The 18,773-nt window shown below is 42.7% G+C and carries 14 protein-coding genes; 9 read left to right on the plus strand and 5 right to left on the minus strand.

The features are described from left to right. Positions 1–361: 361 nt before the first annotated feature. The gene (gene rapA, locus CYG50_RS15000) at positions 362–3,268 is read left to right on the plus strand and encodes an RNA polymerase-associated protein RapA (RefSeq protein ID WP_102137816.1); all 2,907 of its coding nucleotides are present in this window, start codon (positions 362–364) and stop codon (positions 3,266–3,268) included. A 137-nt stretch (positions 3,269–3,405) separates the two neighbouring features. Further along, on the plus strand, positions 3,406–4,059 hold the full coding sequence (gene rluA / locus CYG50_RS15005) for a bifunctional tRNA pseudouridine(32) synthase/23S rRNA pseudouridine(746) synthase RluA (RefSeq protein WP_102137817.1): 654 nt from the start codon (positions 3,406–3,408) through the stop codon (positions 4,057–4,059). A 305-nt stretch (positions 4,060–4,364) separates the two neighbouring features. On the opposite strand, the gene djlA is transcribed toward rluA, so the two are convergent. Further along, positions 4,365–5,180, minus strand: a complete 816-nt coding sequence (djlA, locus tag CYG50_RS15010; protein ID WP_102137818.1) for a co-chaperone DjlA — start codon at positions 5,178–5,180, stop codon at positions 4,365–4,367. 178 nt (positions 5,181–5,358) lie between these two features. Here djlA and lptD point away from each other — a divergent pair, with 178 nt between their 5' ends. The 6 genes from lptD (at position 5,359) to apaH (ending at position 12,230) form a co-directional block, all read left to right on the plus strand. Further along, positions 5,359–7,734, plus strand: a complete 2,376-nt coding sequence (lptD, locus tag CYG50_RS15015; protein WP_102137819.1) for an LPS assembly protein LptD — start codon at positions 5,359–5,361, stop codon at positions 7,732–7,734. 168 nt (positions 7,735–7,902) lie between these two features. Then, complete coding sequence (surA, locus tag CYG50_RS15020; protein ID WP_102137820.1) at positions 7,903–9,222, plus strand: peptidylprolyl isomerase SurA; 1,320 nt, start codon at positions 7,903–7,905, stop codon at positions 9,220–9,222. Beyond that, positions 9,206–10,198 (plus strand): 4-hydroxythreonine-4-phosphate dehydrogenase PdxA, encoded by a 993-nt coding sequence (gene pdxA, locus CYG50_RS15025; protein WP_102137821.1) that lies wholly within the window; start codon positions 9,206–9,208, stop codon positions 10,196–10,198. Before surA ends, pdxA begins: the two co-directional genes overlap by 17 nt. Further along, on the plus strand, positions 10,195–11,004 hold the full coding sequence (gene rsmA, locus CYG50_RS15030; RefSeq protein WP_102137822.1) for a 16S rRNA (adenine(1518)-N(6)/adenine(1519)-N(6))-dimethyltransferase RsmA: 810 nt from the start codon (positions 10,195–10,197) through the stop codon (positions 11,002–11,004). The genes pdxA and rsmA overlap by 4 nt, the downstream gene beginning before the upstream one ends. 18 nt (positions 11,005–11,022) lie before the next feature. After that, positions 11,023–11,400: a Co2+/Mg2+ efflux facilitator ApaG/CorD gene (apaG, locus tag CYG50_RS15035; protein ID WP_004257676.1), complete on the plus strand. Its 378-nt coding sequence runs from the start codon at positions 11,023–11,025 to the stop codon at positions 11,398–11,400. Between the two features lie 2 nt (positions 11,401–11,402). Beyond that, positions 11,403–12,230: a bis(5'-nucleosyl)-tetraphosphatase (symmetrical) ApaH gene (apaH, locus tag CYG50_RS15040; protein ID WP_102137823.1), complete on the plus strand. Its 828-nt coding sequence runs from the start codon at positions 11,403–11,405 to the stop codon at positions 12,228–12,230. Between the two features lie 74 nt (positions 12,231–12,304). On the opposite strand, the gene folA is transcribed toward apaH, so the two are convergent. Next, a complete protein-coding gene (gene folA, locus CYG50_RS15045) occupies positions 12,305–12,799 on the minus strand; it encodes a type 3 dihydrofolate reductase (RefSeq protein WP_102137824.1) in 495 nt (164 codons plus the stop codon). Positions 12,800–13,035: 236 nt separating this feature from the next. On the opposite strand from folA, the gene CYG50_RS15050 reads away from it, so the two are divergent. Beyond that, positions 13,036–13,650 carry a LysE family transporter gene (locus CYG50_RS15050; protein ID WP_102137825.1) on the plus strand — a complete coding sequence of 205 codons (615 nt, stop codon included), beginning with the start codon at positions 13,036–13,038 and terminating at the stop codon, positions 13,648–13,650. A gap of 234 nt (positions 13,651–13,884) precedes the next feature. Here CYG50_RS15050 and ftsP read toward each other — a convergent pair whose 3' ends face one another. From ftsP to parC, 3 genes are all read right to left on the minus strand, one after another. Beyond that, the gene (gene ftsP, locus CYG50_RS15055) at positions 13,885–15,300 is read right to left on the minus strand and encodes a cell division protein FtsP (protein ID WP_102137826.1); all 1,416 of its coding nucleotides are present in this window, start codon (positions 15,298–15,300) and stop codon (positions 13,885–13,887) included. Between the two features lie 352 nt (positions 15,301–15,652). Next, on the minus strand, positions 15,653–16,387 hold the full coding sequence (locus tag CYG50_RS15060; RefSeq protein ID WP_102138252.1) for a 1-acylglycerol-3-phosphate O-acyltransferase: 735 nt from the start codon (positions 16,385–16,387) through the stop codon (positions 15,653–15,655). A gap of 109 nt (positions 16,388–16,496) precedes the next feature. Continuing rightward, entirely contained in the window at positions 16,497–18,752 is a 2,256-nt protein-coding gene (gene parC, locus CYG50_RS15065; protein WP_102137827.1) for a DNA topoisomerase IV subunit A, read from the minus strand. Between the last annotated feature and the right edge of the window lie 21 nt (positions 18,753–18,773).

Below are 18,773 nucleotides of genomic sequence, written 5' to 3' on the forward strand. Positions count from 1 at the left end.
TGCTTTTTTAACAGGTGACGATAGCCCTCGGTTGAATTAATATATCGCCCCTTTGGTATCTCGCACGTCTGGCTACACAAATTATGCGTGATAATCAACAATACCCGTTATAATTCAAATAGACATTGCTTATTGTCTTGGCCACAAGCCCAGCAAACGCTTTGATGCTTACTTTGCTGCAATTTGAATGATTAAATGTGTATAATTAATCATCAGGTAACGACTGTTTTTAAAATAATTCGAACTCTTCCTTGTGTAACTAGCTAATGAGTTACACCAACACTGGGCGAAGACACTGATAAAAATTGTCTTAAAAAATCTAAAAAATAAACTCTCAATTTTATGGAATTAAGTTAAATCTATGCCATTTACTCTTGGTCAACGCTGGATCAGCGATACAGAAAGCGAACTTGGATTAGGTGCCATCGTGGCAATTGATGCCCGTATGGTAACGCTGCTTTTCCCTGCTAGTGGCGAAAACCGCCTGTACTCTAGCAGTGATGCCCCTATTACCCGAGTGATGTTTAATGAAGGTGATACCATTACCAGCCACGAAGGCTGGCAACTTCAAGTTGAAAGCATTGAAGAAGATAAAGGATTATTGACTTACATCGGCACACGCTTAGATACGCAAGAAACCGGTGTGAGCCTTAGAGAAGTGTTCCTTGACAGCAAGCTCACATTCAATAAGCCGCAAGACCGTTTATTTGCTGGGCAAATTGACCGTATGGATCGTTTTGCTTTGCGCTTTCGTGCACGCAAGTTCCAAAGCGAGCAAGTCAAACACCAAACGACAGGGCTACGCGGCATTCGTGCAAGTTTGATCCCACACCAATTACATATTGCCAATGAAGTGGGAAAACGCCACCACCCGCGCGTATTACTCGCTGACGAAGTGGGCTTAGGTAAAACCATTGAAGCAGGGATGATTATCCACCAGCAATTGATGGCAGGCCGTGCTGAACGTGTCTTAGTTATTGTTCCTGATAGCTTACAGCACCAATGGCTCGTTGAGATGCTGCGCCGCTTTAACCTGCGCTTTTCTCTGTTTGATGATAGCCGTTACAGTGAAGCGCAACATGATAGCGATAACCCATTTGAAACAGAGCAACTCGTTCTGTGTTCACTGGATTTCGTCCGCCGCAATAAGCAGCGTTTTGACCAATTAGTTGAAGCTGGCTGGGACATGATGGTTGTCGATGAAGCTCACCACTTACAGTGGAGCGAGACTGCCCCGAGCCGCGAATATCAAGTGATTGAAACATTAGCCGAAAATATCCCGTCTATTTTGCTATTAACGGCAACACCAGAACAGCTAGGCCAAGAAAGCCACTTCGCTCGCCTGCGTTTACTTGACCCTAGCCGTTTCCATGATTACCAAGACTTTATTGCTGAGCAAGAAAACTACCGTCCAGTTGCTGATGCGGTTTCCCTGTTACTGTCGGGTGACAAACTGACTAATGACCAGCAAAATTTACTTAACGAGCTAATCAAAGAACAAGATATCGAACCACTGCTAAAAGCGGCAAACCTTGAAAGTGAAGATGGCCATGCTGCACGCCAAGAGCTGATCAACATGTTAATGGATCGCCACGGTACCAGTCGCCTATTGTTCAGAAATACCCGCAATGGTGTTAAAGGCTTCCCTCGCCGTGAATTGCATTCGTTAAAAATGCCCTTACCCACCCAATACCAAACCGCAATTAAAGTGGCGGGTATTATGGGCAGTAAAAAAGACCTTGAAACACGTGCAAAAGAGATGCTCTATCCAGAGCAAATTTACCAAGAGTTTGAAGGTGAAAATGCCACTTGGTGGAACTTTGACCCGCGTGTTGAATGGTTAATGGGCTTTTTGACCGCAAACCGCCATGAAAAAGTGTTAGTGATCTGCGCGAAAGCCGCAACTGCTTTACAATTAGAACAAGTTTTACGCGAACGCGAAGCGATTCGTGCTGCTGTGTTCCATGAAGGGCTATCGTTATTAGAGCGTGACCGAGCGGCTGCCTATTTCGCATCTCAAGAAGAAGGGGCACAGGTGCTATTGTGTTCTGAAATCGGCTCTGAAGGACGTAACTTCCAATTTGCTAACCAATTAGTGATGTTCGACCTGCCGTTTAATCCAGACTTACTCGAACAGCGTATTGGCCGTTTAGACCGTATTGGCCAAAGCCGTGATATCAGCATCCATGTGCCTTATTTAGAAAGTACTGCACAATCGGTGTTGATCCGCTGGTATCACGAAGGCTTAGATGCCTTTGAACATACCTGCCCAACAGGTCGCGCTATCTACGATAAATACTACCAACCATTACTGCAATTTATGGCTGAACCGACAGTCACTGAAGGTTTTGATGATTTTATTAAAACCTGCCGTGCTGAACATGACAGCTTAAAATTACAATTAGAACAAGGCCGTGACCGTTTACTTGAAATGCATTCAAACGGTGGCGAGTCGGGTAATCAATTAGCTGAAGAAATTGGCGAAGGTGATAACGATACCGAATTGGTCAACTTTGCACTCAATCTTTTTGATATCGTGGGTATTAATCAAGAAGATAAAAGTGACAACTTGATTATCCTAACCCCTTCAGACCATATGTTAGTACCTGATTTCCCAGGGCTTCCTCAAGATGGTTGCACCATCACATTTGATAGAGAGCAAGCGCTTTCCCGTGAAGACACGCAATTTATCAGCTGGGAGCACCCTATTATTCGTAATGGTTTAGATTTAGTGTTATCTGGCGATACCGGCAGCTGCGCAGTTTCTTTATTGAAAAACAAAGCATTGCCTGTTGGCACCTTATTGACTGAACTCATTTACGTTGTGGAAGCGCAAGCGCCTAAAAACCTGCAAATTAGTCGTTTCTTACCAGCAACTCCGGTACGTTTATTAATTGATTTAAAAGGTAATAACTTATCATCTCAAGTTGAGTTTGAAAGTTTTAACCGCCAATTAAATGCCATTAACCGCCATATGGCGAGCAAATTGGTCAATGCCGTACAAAATGAGGTTCATTCGGTATTACGCTTATCTGAACCAATGATCGAAAAAGAAGCCAAGGCATTGATAGAAAATGCAAAAGAAGCTGCGGATAAGGCACTGACGCTGGAGCTCTCTCGTTTAGAAGCACTTAAAGCGGTCAACCCAAACATCCGTGATGAAGAGCTTGATATCATTGAAGAAGAGCGCCAGAAACTGATGACCAATATCGACCAAGCTACGTGGCGCCTAGATGCCATCCGCTTAGTTGTGGTGACTCATCAATAAGCGTATTAGGTGCTAAGCCATTCAATCCACTTATTATTAGCTATTTAAATTATGGTGAACGTAGCTTAAAATTATCACCAATTTCTCCCTCATTAGAGGGAGAATTTATTTTAAGAGCTTTGGGAGCGATATACCTTATGATGGAACCTTACCATCCCTCCGTTGAACCTTGGCTGCATGTGCTCTACCAAGATGACCATATTATTGCGGTGAATAAGCCAAGTGGGCTACTTTCTGTGCCTGGGAAAGCTCCTGAGCACCACGACAGCATTATGAGTCGTGTTCAGCGTGATTTTCCCGCAGCTGAATCCGTACATCGCTTAGATATGGCGACAAGTGGTGTCATGGTTGTGGCACTACACAAGAAGGCTGAGCGGGAGCTTAAACGCCAATTTAGGGAGCGTGAGCCCAAAAAAGTCTATATTGCTCGTGTTTGGGGGCATTTAGAAAAAGAAGAAGGTTTGATTGATTTACCACTGATTTGTGATTGGCCAAACCGCCCTAAGCAAAAAGTGTGTTTCGAAACAGGGAAATCAGCACAAACTGAGTACCAAGTTTTACAATATGAAGAACAAGCAACTCGCGTGAAACTGTCACCGATTACAGGTCGTTCTCACCAGCTGAGAGTTCATATGTTAGCTTTAGGCCACCCAATCCTTGGTGATCGCTTTTATGCTCACGATGAAGCCAAAGCGCTCGCCCCTCGCTTACAATTACATGCACAGGAATTATATATCACCCATCCTGAATATGGCACGCCAATGCATTTTACCTGCCCACCGGATTTTTAATGCTAGATTTATTTGATCGTTTGATTAATTTTCCCTCCCCCTAGCATACCCTAAATGGTTTGTGCCGCAGCTAGGCGGCAAGAGAGCGAATCCCTAGGAGCGTAGATAACTACGTGACTAGGGTTCATGAATGAAGACAACAAAGCGAGATTTTTTGGTTTTTCTTCGTTAGCCTGATTTCCCTTAAATAGTTCGTGTTGCAGCTAGGCGGCAAGAGAGCGAATCCCTAGGAGCATACAGTAGTATGTGACTAGGGTGCGCGAGCGCAGCCAACAACGCTGCGGCGCAAAATATGACGGGGAAATTTATTTGAAGCCGAGCTCCTTCTTGACTAAGTCATAAGCTGCTTGGATTGATTGCGCTTTCTGCTTCGCAATCTCCATCATCTCTGGCGGTAAACCTTTCGCAACCAACTTATCTGGGTGATGTTCGCTCATTAATTTACGATAGGCACGCTTAATTTTTGTTGGGTCGTCACTGGGAGACACACCAAGCACTTTACAAGCATCGTCAAGGGTTGGGCCATTCGATTGCTGATAATACCCTCCTGATTGCTGCTGAGAGTAACCTTGGCCAAATTGGCGACCACTTTGGATCATATCCAAGAACTGTTCAAACTGAACCTTAGAAATCCCTAGCTCTTCTGCAATGATAAACAACACTTTTCGTTCGTTTGGGTGTAATTGTCCATCTGCAAAAGCAGCTTGTAATTGAATTTCCAGAAACATCTGAATCAAATCAAAACGGCCATAACAAGCCATTCGTAGTTGTTTTAATACATCTCGTAATGGAAAGTTAGGGGATTTACCTTCTCTAAACGCTTGTTGAGCCGCTTTTCGTGTTTCTCCGTGTAATTGCATTCTGTCCATTAAATTGGTCGCAAGCTGAATATCTGTCTCGGTTACACGGCCTTTGGACTTCGTTAAATGCCCCAAAATTTGGAAAGTACTCGCAAAAAAAATGATTTGGCGATCTCGCTTATTCATTCTCCCTGCAAATTTACGTTGGATCGATGCTTTATCAAAACCATGCCCAATAATTAACCCAATTAGCGCTCCCCAAAAGCCCAATCCAGAGACGATTGCGAGTATAACGCCAATAATTTTGCCCCAATAGTGCATATATCCCTCAATTCTTCAATGCTCAAAATGCAATTTTGCATTATCATACTATTCATTCAGCTCTATGCATAACTACCCGCGCGTAAAGTTTCTTACATTATACTGGCGCAAAGTGGTTGGCTAAGTTAGTCTTTGAGCGTTTGCTGGCGATGCCAATGATGACGGAACCCCATATTTAATGATGAAAAAAAGCTATCCAACACTACTCGCCACCATGGTATGGGCGGCAATTTATAGTCAGCAAGCGCATGCTGACCTTGCACAGCAGTGTATGCTGGGTGTCCCTGTTTACACAAAACCGATTGTAAAAGGTGACCCTAACGACCTGCCGATTCACATTACCGCTGAAGATGTCCGTGGTGAATACCCTAATTTTGTTGAATATGAAGGTAATGTCGATATTCAACAAGGGAACCAAACATTAACCGCTGATAATGTGAAGCTCACCCAAACAGAAACAGCGGGTGAACTCCCTGTGCGCGAAGTCACGGCAACCGGAAATGTTCACTACGATGACCCACAAATTATCTTAAAAGGCCCTTCTGCGTGGTCTAACTTAGATAATAAAAACACGGATGTGAATGATGGTAACTACATGATGGTAGGCCGTCAGGGGCGTGGTGACGCGAAAAAAATGAAAATGCGTGGTGAAAACCGTTATTCAATTATGGAAAACGGCACGTTCACGACCTGTTTACCCGGCAATAATAGCTGGAGCGTTGCTGGCTCTGAAGTGATAATCGACCGCGAAGAAGAAGTCGCTGAAATTTGGCATGCACGTTTTAAAGTCGGTGACGTGCCTATTTTCTATAGCCCATATATGCAATTACCAATTGGTAATAAACGTCGTTCCGGTTTCTTAATTCCGACTGGGAGCTATTCAAGTAACGATGGGCTAGAGTTTTCATTACCCTATTATTGGAATATTGCGCCAAACTACGATGCCACGATTACACCTCAATTTATGACCCACCGTGGTGTAAAATTAAATAATGAATTCCGTTACCTAATTGCTCCTGGTACAGGGACCGTGGCCTTTGATTTTCTAAATCATGACCGAGCTTATATCAAAGACAAAGAACGTGGTAAGCGTGAAGATCGTGATAGCGATGACCGCTGGTTATTCTACTGGCGCCATTCTGGGACTTATGCAGGGCACTGGAATTTTAGCTCTGACTATACCAAAGTGAGCGACCCTAGCTATTTTACTGACTTTAGTTCCCAGTACGGTAGCACCACTGATGGCTACGCCACGCAAAAATTCAGTGCAGGTTATTCAGATACAAACTGGAATGCGAAAGTCACTCACAAACAATTCCAAATTTTTGCGGACAACCCCAACAAGCGTGCTTATAAAGCAGAGCCACAGGTGGACTTCAATTATTATAAAAATAATTTAGGTGCCTTTGATGTGCATACTTACGCACAAGCTGCCCGTTTTACGAGTGTGGGGAAAAATAACCCAGATGCAACTCGCTTACACATTGAGCCTGAAGTGAACCTGCCATTATCTAATGGCTGGGCAAATATGAATAACAGTATCAAACTGTATGCGACGCATTACGACCAAGATATCCCTCGCTCAAATACGGATAAAAGCTTAGAAAAAAATGTGACGCGCGTTCTGCCTATGTTTAAAAGCGATGCAAAAGTTGTCTTCGAACGAGACCTTTTCCAAGGCAGCGATTTCGTTCAAACATTAGAACCACGTGTCCAATATTTGTATATTCCGTATAAAGATCAAGACAATATCAATAACTTTGACTCTTCATTATTGCAGTCAGACTATAGCGGTTTATTCCGTGACCGAATTTACAGTGGCCTTGACCGTATCGCCTCTGCAAACCAGTTCACTACAGGTGTTACAACACGTGTTTATGACGATGCTTTAGCGGAACGCTTTAACTTCTCCGTGGGTCAAATTTATTACTTTGAACGCCCACGTGCAGGTGATTCAAATCGTCCAATTGATGATAAAAGCAACACTGGCTCATTATTGTGGGCCACTGACTCTATGTGGCGAATTGATGATAACTGGGGCTTACGGGGTGGTTTGCAATATGACCGCCGCCTCGGTAATGTCACTATGGGGAATGCGGTTGCAGAATACCGTTTAGATGCCGATCGTTTAGTTCAGTTGAACTACCGTTTCGTTGACCGCGATTATATTCAAGCAACCTTCCGTCGTGAAGATACGGCAAACGGAGGCTATACCTATACGCTGCCTGAATACCAACGTGGTATTTCACAAGTGGGTACTGTCGTGAGTTGGCCATTAAGCGAACGTTGGGGCTTTGTAGGGTCATATTATTATGATACTAAACAGCAGCAACCTGCTAGCCAACTGGTTGGTTTGCAATACAATACTTGTTGTTGGGCAGTCAATCTTGGTTATGAACGTAAGATAGTTGGTTGGCAAAAAGAGAAGTTCAGCAGTGAATATGACAATAAATGGTCAATCAATGTGGAACTTAGAGGCCTAAATAACAATCATAGTTTAGGTAGCCAGAAAATGTTAGAAAGTGGCATTATGCCTTATCAACGCGCTTTCTGATAAAAATAACATAAATTTGCTCTAATAATTCGAGGGCTGTTGGGAGCATACATAAGTATGTGACTAGTGCGAATGAGCGCAGTCAACAACACTGCAACTTGAAGTATGACGAGTAAAAAGAGATTAGCCCGCTTTTGCGGAATCAAAGTCAATATTTATAGGACCATTATGAAGAATTGGAGAACGCTTATTCTGGGACTGATGTTCGCAAGCTCCACTGCTTTGGCTGCGCCTCAGCAAATGGATAAAGTCGCTGCGGTCGTCAATAACGGTGTTGTACTGGAAAGTGACGTCCAGAATATGATCAACACGGTAAAACTGAATGCTCAGAACGCACGTCAACAGGTGCCTGATGATCAAACTCTGCGTCATCAGATCCTTGAGCGTCTCGTTATGGATAACATCATTTTGCAAATGGCTAGCCAAATGCAAATCAATATTCCAGATGAAGCCGTGGATGCAACTATTACTGATATCGCTCGTCAAAACGGTTTAACACTGCAGCAAATGCAACAGCGTTTAACCGCAGATGGCATCAATATGAATCAATATCGTAGCGAAATTCGTAAAGAGATGCTGATTGCTGAAGTGCGTAACAATGAAGTTCGCCGCCGTGTTACCATTTTACCTCAAGAAGTTGATTCGCTTGCTGAACAAATGAGCTCACAAGCAAATTACGAAATGGGCGTTAACCTAAGTCATATCTTGATCCCATTAGCCGAAAATCCAACACAAGAACAGCTAAAAACCGCTGAAGCGTTAGTAAATAAAATTTTAGATGAACTGAAAAAAGGTGGAGATTTTGGTAAATTAGCTATCGCTTATTCCGCAGATCCCCAAGCGCTGAAAGGCGGTAATATGGGTTGGTCACGCCTGCAAGAATTACCAGTTGTCTTTGCTGAACAACTGAAAAATGCGAAAAAAGGCGATATTGCTGGCCCAATTCGCTCCGGTGTCGGCTACCATATTTTACGTGTTAACGATGTCAGTGGTGGCAGCCAACCTATTTCTGTCACAGAAGTGAAAGCGCGCCATATCTTGATTAAGTCATCTCCAATTATGGATGATGCACAAGCAAGACAAAAACTAACTCAAATTGCTCAGGAAATTCGTTCAGGCAAAATCTCATTTGAAGATGCTGCAAAAGAAAATTCTGAAGACCCGGGTAGTGCGTTAAAAGGCGGTGAATTAGGTTGGAATATGCCTGACGTCTATGACCCAGCTTTCCGTGATGCGTTAATGAGATTGAATAAAGGCGAATTAAGCCAACCTGTTCAATCAAATTTTGGTTGGCACTTAATTCAGTTAGAAGACACACGCAACGTTGATAAAACAGACGCGGCACAAAAAGATCAAGCATACCGTTTGCTGTTTAATCGTAAATTTAACGAAGAAGCGCAGAGCTGGATGCAAGAACAACGTGCCTCCGCTTACGTAAAAATGGTTGATGGTCGTGACAGCCAATCTGCAGATGAAAAATCAAATTAAGCCTATTGTCATCACTCCCGGTGAACCTGCCGGGATTGGCCCAGACTTACTTATTCAGCTCGCTCAACAGCAATGGCCTGTTGAGCTGGTTGCCTGCGCCGATCCTGACTTATTACGCCAACGTGCCAAAGCACTCAATTTGCCTCTGACATTAATTGAATATTCCCCCAATTCAATTACTGAAGTACAGCCTGCAGGCCACTTATCCGTTCTACCAGTTCAGTTGGCAACGGTGGCAAAAGCAGGTGAACTCAACGTTGATAATGGCCAATATGTTGTGGAGAGCTTAGCAAAAGCTTGTGACGGCTGTTTAAATGGTGAATTTTCAGCGCTTGTAACAGGTCCCGTACATAAAGGGATTATTAATGATGCAGGCATGTCATTCAGTGGCCACACAGAATTCTTTGCACAACGAAGTGGCTGTGAACGCGTTGTTATGATGCTAGCTACCGAAGAACTGCGTGTTGCATTAGCCACAACGCATCTACCACTCAAAGACGTGTCGGCCGCCATCACTCAACAGAGCCTGCATGAAGTCATCACGATTTTACACCATGATTTACAAACAAAATTTGGTATTGAAAAACCAGCCATCTATGTCTGTGGTTTAAATCCGCATGCAGGGGAAGGTGGCCATATGGGTACCGAAGAAATTGATACGATAGAGCCTGCACTTGAAAGCCTACGAGCAAAAGGGATTAATTTAATTGGGCCGTTACCTGCCGATACCTTATTTCAAGCTAAGTATTTAGACCATGCAGACGCAGTGTTAGCTATGTATCACGATCAGGGCCTTCCTGTGTTAAAATACCAAGGTTTTGGCAGAGCAGTAAATATCACTCTCGGCCTGCCTTTTATCCGTACCTCTGTCGACCATGGCACAGCCCTTGAACTCGCAGGTACGGGTCATGCTGATGCGGGAAGTTTTATCACCGCATTAAAGTTAGCTATCCAAATGACATCTAAGAATACATGAATAATCGAGTCCATCAGGGGCATTTTGCCCGCAAACGCTTCGGGCAGAACTTTTTAACTGACCAATTTATTATCGACAGCATCGTGGATGCTATGAACCCGCTGCCGGGTCAGTCCATGGTAGAAATTGGTCCCGGCTTAGGTGCCTTAACCGAGCCTGTCGGTAGCCGAATCGATAAAATGACTGTCGTTGAACTTGACCGTGACCTTGCAGCACGTTTACACGTTCACCCTCAGCTAAAAGATAAATTAACTATCATTCAGCAAGATGCAATGACAGTGGATTTTGGTGAATTAGCCAAACAAGCAGGTCAACCCCTGCGAGTTTTTGGTAACTTACCTTACAACATCTCCACACCGCTAATGTTTCACTTATTCACATTCACCAATTCTATTTCTGACATGAACTTCATGTTACAAAAAGAAGTGGTGAATCGCCTAGTTGCAGGCCCAGGCAGCAAAGCCTTTGGTCGCTTGAGTGTTATGGCGCAATATTATTGCAACGTGGTGCCGGTATTGGAAGTACCACCGACTGCATTTACACCTGCGCCAAAAGTAGATTCTGCCATTGTTAGGCTGATCCCTCATCGCGAAAATCCATATCCGGTAAAAGATATTAAATTTTTAAGTCGTATTACCACACAAGCTTTCAACCAACGCCGTAAAACGATCCGTAACAGTTTAGGGGATTTATTCAGTGTTGAAGAGCTAACTGAACTGGGTATTGATTTAAGCACCCGAGCAGAAAATATTTCTGTTGAACAATACTGTAAAATGGCAAACTATCTCTCTAACCGTTCAGAATAGTCTGTTGAAGGAGGCACTATGCTTAATGAGCCAAATGTAAGCATCCAAGTTCAGAGTGTCTATATAGAAAGCCAATCTCAACCCGATATTGCGAGATATGTGTTTGCTTACACAATCTGCATTCGTAATTTAGGACGAGAGCCTATCCAACTAATGAGCCGTTATTGGCTCATTACTAACAGTGATGGCCATAAGACCGAAGTTCAAGGTGAAGGCGTCGTGGGTGAACAACCCCTTATTCCACCAGGAAAAGAATACCGTTATACCAGTGGCGCAATCCTTGAAACACCAATGGGTACGATGGAAGGTTATTATGTGATGATAAGCACACAAGGGGATAGTTTCCACGTTGATATCCCAGCTTTTCGTCTTGCTATCCCAACACTGATTAATTAATTATGTCGACATATTTAGTAGGTGATATTCACGGTTGTTATCGTGAGCTCCGTGACTTGATGGAAAGTGTCCATTTTGACCCAACCAAAGACACATTGTGGTTAACAGGCGATCTCATTGCCCGTGGAACTGAATCACTGCAAGTTTTACGCTATGTAAAAAGCCTTGGTTCTGCCGTGCGTTTAGTGCTTGGTAACCATGATCTCCATCTATTAGGGATTTACTGTAAAATCAGTCGTAATAAGCCCAAAGATCACCTCGATGAGTTATTACATGCACCTGATCTTGACGAACTGATCAATTGGTTACGTCGTCAGCCTTTATTACAAATTGATGAAGAAAAAAAGATCTTGATGACTCATGCAGGTATAACGCCACAATGGGATATCGAAACAGCACGCATGTGTGCAAGGGAAGTTGAAGCGGTGCTGTCTAGTGATGCCTATCCATTATTTATCGACTCCATGTATGGCGACATGCCAAACAATTGGTCTGAAGGCTTAATGGGGCTAGCTCGTTTGCGTTTTAGTACTAATGCATTAACACGTTTGCGCTACTGTTTCCCGAACGGGCAGTTAGATATGATTTGTAAGGAAAACCCTAAAAAGGCACCTGCTCCACTAAAACCTTGGTTTGATCTACAAAGTAAAATTCCTGATGACTATTCAGTGTTTTTTGGCCACTGGGCATCGCTCGAAGGAAAATGCACCCCTGATAACGTTTATGCTTTAGATACAGGATGCTGCTGGGGAGGCGATTTAACGCTATTCCATTGGGAAACCAAGCAATATCACCGACAAAAGTCATATCAAAAAAGCCGCAAAGAATAATTTTTTGTATGATTAACCGCAAGTTATAAAAAAAATGGCGCCATTAAGCGCCATTTTTGTATTCAAACCCAAAATTATGCTCTTTTGGTTAGGATCTCAAAACAATAACCATGGGTATTGTTTTCGTCAGCTTCATGGTATTCCGTAAAAATAGAATCCCATTCATCAGGCTCATAAGCTGGAAAATGGGTATCACCGATAACTTCGGCATCTACGTGCGTCAAGTAAAGCTTGTTCGCGAGTGGCAGGAACTGCTGGTAAATTTTACCACCACCAATGACCATAACTTCATCATTACCTTCAACGGCTTGTGCCGCAGCCAACGCTTCTTCCATTGACGTTACCCAAATAACATCAGAATCAGTACCAGGTGCACTGCTTAATACAATATTCACACGTTGTGGTAATGGGCGCCCAATTGATTCATAGGTAACACGGCCCATAATAACCGGTTTATTTAACGTATTTCGTTTGAACCACGCGAGATCCCCCGGCAAATTCCAAGGCATCGCTTTTTCCATGCCGATAACCTGATCGATCGCCATTGCTGCGATTAAGCTAATATTCATCTATTCACCTTAGAAACAAGATATAAAAATTGAGCACACTATACGGAAAGAGAATTGTTTCGTCGACTAAATTTAAGCTTCCTTAAACAGCTTTGAATCACTTATACTCGAATTGATAAACTTACGACGAAAAATAACATTTAAAAACAAAATGAACCCTCTGATATCAGCCTAAATGTAAGTATTTAGCAGGTCATTTTTATTTGCCAACATTGAACGGGAAAAGAGATTATAACATGTACGAAACGAGTATTATGGTTGCTACCATCGCTGCACTCGGTATGCTCTCTCCAGGGCCTGATTTCTTTTTGATTGTCAAAAATGCTGCGCGCTATCAACGCTCTGCTGCATTGATGAGCGCGTGTGGTGTGATAGTTGCTATTGCACTGCATATGTCCTACTGCGTTGCAGGCCTAGCCGTTTTGATTACCACCACGCCTTGGCTATTTAATATTTTAAAATATGCAGGTGCGGCCTATTTGGTTTGGATCGGTATTAAAAGTTTACTCCCACAATCAAGCCATTTAGTTGACTTAGCAACGGGTAAACATGAAGTAGTTTCGTTTAAAAAAGCCTTTATGCAAGGTTTTCTCTGTAATGTATTAAATCCCAAAGCCACTCTGTTCTTTTTAGCGGTCTTTACCCAAGTGCTAGACATTAATTCTACTGTTGGTGAGAAGCTGTGGTTTGCCTTTATTATTTGGGGTTTAGCCGTTATCTATTGGCCTATTTTAGTTTTCTTAATCCAAAGCGCTCCTGTAAGAAAAGGCCTAGCAAAAGTGCAAAAATATGTTGATAAGGTTCTCGGGGTGGTATTAATCGCTTTCGGTATTCGAGTCGCGCTGAGCTAACCTTATTCTCTCTCATCAAAAAAGCAGGCTAAACGCCTGCTTGGGGTTGTTGACAAAGCGGGATAAAAGCGTGGTTTTTCCCGCTTTGTGTTATCAGCCGAAAATCAATAAATTGATTTTCCTAGTTTATTTTCAAAACCTATTTGACTTGCCGCCAAACATAGTATGTTTGTCAGCAGTCTGAAGCAGGCTAAACGCCTGCTTTTTGAATATTCAATATTGTTATAATGCCTATTATTGCATGGTGTCTTGCGGTGCAACCACCATTTGCCCTGCCGAGCCTAAATCCGCCTTCTCTAAATTATGGCTATAGAATAAGAATGGGAAATGGTTATAGGACGGTTGCATCATTTGTACTAATAATTCAACTCTACTATCAACCCATACCGTATCTTTCCAACCATAATCTTCTGCTGGTGTTGGCTTGCCATTGCGATTTAGTACCTTAAAGCGCACACCTTCAATATGAAACGCTTGTGGTTCATTTGTCGTCACAGCCCAACGCTCCCAATTACCTTGGCGACTTGAAAAATCAACCCTGTTTGTATCAATGGTCGCATTATTAATACCAAAACCATCATTAAGGTGAATATTGCGTTGTGTAATACTGGATGTGACCTGTGTTTTATCTTCAACTAACTGCGTTGGTAAGCCATCTGTTACTAATGACATCAAACCTGTCGCTTTGATAGTTAGTACATTAGTTGAAATTAAATTATTCGATGGCTCGAACAACCCTTTTAAACGGTCCATAAAGGTAGCTGACTCACCCGCAGTAATCGTTAATTCCTGCGTTTTCGCCATATCAATCAAGACTTCTCGCCGTTCACCGGGCGCTAATGGTAGTTCTTGAACACTCACAGGGACGGTTAGCAAACCTTGGTCAGATGCAATTAACGAGAATGGGCGACCATCACTGATTTTCATCACATAATGACGGGAGTTCGACGCATTTAATAACCGTAAACGAACCCACCCTCGAGAAACCTCAACATAAGGATCTTGCACGCCGTTAACCAGTAATGTATCGCCTAAAAAGCCATTTTCATCTGCTTTATATTCTGGAACACCAAAATTATCTAAACGCTTATCTTGAATAATGATAGGAAAATCATCAACACCATAGTGTTTCGGTAAGCGCAAATTTTTCGTCACGTCATCTTCAATGATCCACATACCCAATAAACCATTGTAGACTTGTTCACCCATTTTTCCTTGGGTATTGGCATGATACCAAAGCGTTGCCGCATTTTGGCGAATTGGGATCACCGGAGACCAATCTGCATTAGGTGAGATTAACCTTGCAGCGCCGCCAATTTGTGTACCGGGTATTTGCAACCCACTGATTGTCATTGAAACCGCTTCAGGTAAGCGATTACTATAGATAAGCTTAATATCATCGCCATTTTTTACTTTGACAGTCGGCCCAGGAGAAGAACCATTAACCCCCCAAATATCGGCTGAATATTTTCCATCAAAAGACCAATGAATTTTTTGTAAAGTTAAAAATAATGGCTGTCCCGACCGTGATTCTAATAACGGTGGCACAGGTAAAGCTGTCGCCCCTTCTGCACTTGCATAAATAGGCGCATAGGACATACATAGAGCCATCCCTGCCGCTATCAGGGTTTGGCATCGATTGAATGACATAAATTCTCCGCTAAACAAAATTCCAGCGCATTTTATTATTTAATATTATAAATTTTCAGCCAATGAGATGGCTAATTTCAGTTTGGCGCTAGTAATATAACTACTTAGATGCAACAATTTAAGGCCATAATAATTTGTGAGCCATGATATCGCGAAAAAAGGTTAAATTCTAAAAATATCTAGCAAATGTGTAAAAATATAATTAATAAGATTATAAATAGTAGGGGTAAGTAATTAAAAAAGGAAATAAGACAGGTAGGAAACAATAAAGTCAATTTATGCTATGTTAAATCTAAAAAAATAGGCAATATTCACATATTGCCCATTATTAAAGTAAATTCAATCGATTAGGCTATTTACCTTGTTTTGCCATCTCTTCAACCTCAAGATCGAGCGCTTTAATTTTTGCTTCCATTAAAGCATGGCAATGCTCAGATAATTCCCTAACTTGCTCACGGCTATAGAGCGATGTATCGATAGGGTCTAGCATTTCAATAATAACGGTACCATTATTCCAACGGTTTAGCTTAATTTTACCTTGTGTGCTCGAAACGCAAACAGGCACAATCGGTACCCCTGCGGCGATCGCGGCATGAAACGCACCCGTTTTAAATGGCAGCAAACCACGGCCACGACTGCGAGTCCCTTCAGGGAACATCCATACCGAAATTTTACGTTTTTTAATCTGGTCAGCAACTTGCGTAATTGTGTTATGGGCTTTAGAGCGATTAGCGCGGTCGATTAAAATATTACCCGTGATCCAATACAAAAAGCCAAAAAAAGGTATATAAACCAAGCTTTTTTTACCCACAGTCACCGTTCTTGGTAACACCCCATTTGACATGGTCACCATGTCGTAATTGTTTTGGTGATTACCAATATAAATACTCGGGCCATAGCTCTTCGCTTTCTCAGGTACGCGATTTATGACGTTAATCCCAAAAACGACTGATAACCGCCCGAACATGTGACCAAATGTCATTACGTGTTTTGGGTTGCGTGGGCTAAATAGGCAGTAAATCCCGCCCCCTACACACACCGCAATCGTATAAATAATAACAATGATCGCTCTAATAAGCGCTAACATACTAACCCCAAATTGTAAGAAGCTTTTCAGCCCCATGATGAATATTATCTACTTATAAACCTTTTGAAGTTCATACTAAAAAAGGTTTATAAGGTTTGTTCTTTGTTAATTATTTAGACTCTACTGGCTCAATATCAATACGCTCAATATTGTGCATTCCGCGCGGTAACGACGTCCCTTTACGACCTCGTTCTGAGCGGTATTTTTGCAAGTCTTCTGCTTTAAACTTCAGCTTCCGCTTACCAAAATGCAAGGTCATTGATGCCCCCACAGGCAAAATCATCAACCAAGTCAATAAATCATCGCCAGTTGCCGCTTGCGCACCGGCAATATTGATAATTTTATTCCCTTTACCTTTCGAAAGCTGAGGTAGATCTGCCACAGGGAATATTAACATACGCCCTGCTTTGGTAATTGCCAACAGCAAATCTTCTTGCTCATTATGCAACTCAATTGGCGCCAATACTTTTGCATTTTCAGGTAAAGAAATTAAGGCTTTACCTGTTTTATTTTTAGTGACTAAATCATTGAAGGTACAAATAAAACCGTAACCTGCATCCGAAGCCATTAAATATTTTTGTTCGTCAGGCGCCATTAACACATGTTCAATGGTTGCGCCAGGTGGCAAGGTTAACTTACCGGTTAAAGGCTCACCCTGACTGCGTGCAGATGGCAACTCCAGCGGGTCAACAGAATAACTGCGCCCTGTGGTATCAAGGAACACGGCTGCTTGATTTGACTTGCCTCGCGCTGCCCCTTTAAAGCCATCTCCCGCTTTATAGTTCAGGTTAGTCGGCTCGATATCATGCCCTTTAGCACTACGCACCCACCCCATATCAGAAAGCACAACGGTAATCGGTTCTGATGGTAAAATCTCATGTTCGCTCATGGCTTTCGCTTCTTCGCGTTCATGCAATGGGGAGCGACGGTCATCACCGTAATCTTTGGCGTCGGCTTGAATCTCTTTTTTAATCAACGTATTTAAACGTCTTTCAGACCCAAGGATCGCTTGTAATTCATCACGCTCTTTGGCTAATTCATCTTGCTCGCCACGAATTTTCATTTCTTCAAGCTTGGCTAAATGGCGTAATTTTAGCTCTAAAATAGCTTCAGCTTGGGTATCACTGATACTAAAACGTGACATTAAAACCGCTTTCGGTTCATCTTCTGTACGAATAATTTCAATGACTTCATCAATATTCAGGTAGGCGATTAATAAACCATCTAAAATATGTAAGCGTCTTAATACTTTTTCTAACCGATGATTTAAGCGGTTACGCACAGTTTGGCGACGGTAAGCAATCCACTCATTTAAGATCTCAACAAGCCCTTTCACCGCAGGTCGGTTATCTAAACCAATCATATTAAGATTAACGCGGTAACTACGCTCTAAATCCGTTGTCGCAAATAAGTGTGTCATGACCTGTTCAAGATCAACACGATTACTGCGCGGAACAATCACTAAACGAGTTGGGTTTTCGTGGTTTGATTCATCACGTAAATCTTCAACCATCGGCAATTTTTTTGCACGCATTTGGCTGGCAATTTGTTCCAGTACTTTTGCACCTGAAACTTGATGAGGTAATGCCGTGATCACCGCATTACCATCTTCTTTTTCCCACACCGCACGCATTCGTACAGAACCGCGTCCATTTTGATAAATCTTACGGATATCATCACGGGAAGAAATAATTTCTGCTTCTGTTGGGAAATCAGGTCCCGGCACAAATGCCATGATGTCATCAAGATTTAGCGTAGGTTTATCCAACAAGGCAACCAACGCTTGAGCCACTTCTCGGGCGTTATGTGGTGGAATATCTGTCGCCATCCCAACGGCAATACCTGTTGTACCGTTTAACAGAATATTCGGCAAACGCGCAGGCAACATTTTTGGCTCGTTTAGCGTACCATCAAAGTTTGGTACCCAATCGACGGTGCCATGACCAAGTTCGCTGAGTAAAACTTCAGCGTATTTGGATAGTCGTGATTCGGTATAACGCATTGCTGCGAATGATTTAGGGTCATCGGGTGCCCCCCAGTTTCCCTGCCCATCCACCAGCGGATAGCGGTAAGAAAATGGCTGTGCCATCAATACCATCGCTTCATAACAAGCGATATCACCGTGTGGATGGTATTTACCTAACACATCACCCACAGTTCTGGCTGATTTTTTATATTTCGCAGTGTTGCTTAAGCCAAGTTCTGACATTGCATACACAATACGGCGCTGAACAGGTTTAAGCCCATCGCCAATAAATGGTAATGCCCTATCCATGATGACGTACATCGAATAGTTCAGATAGGCATTTTCAGTGAAGGCGTGTAGCGGTAAACGCTCTACACCATCATGAGTAATTTCACTCATTCAATTCGTTCCTTTCTCATC

The sequence above is a fragment of the Providencia huaxiensis genome, assembly GCF_002843235.3.
GTDB lineage: Bacteria > Pseudomonadota > Gammaproteobacteria > Enterobacterales > Enterobacteriaceae > Providencia > Providencia huaxiensis.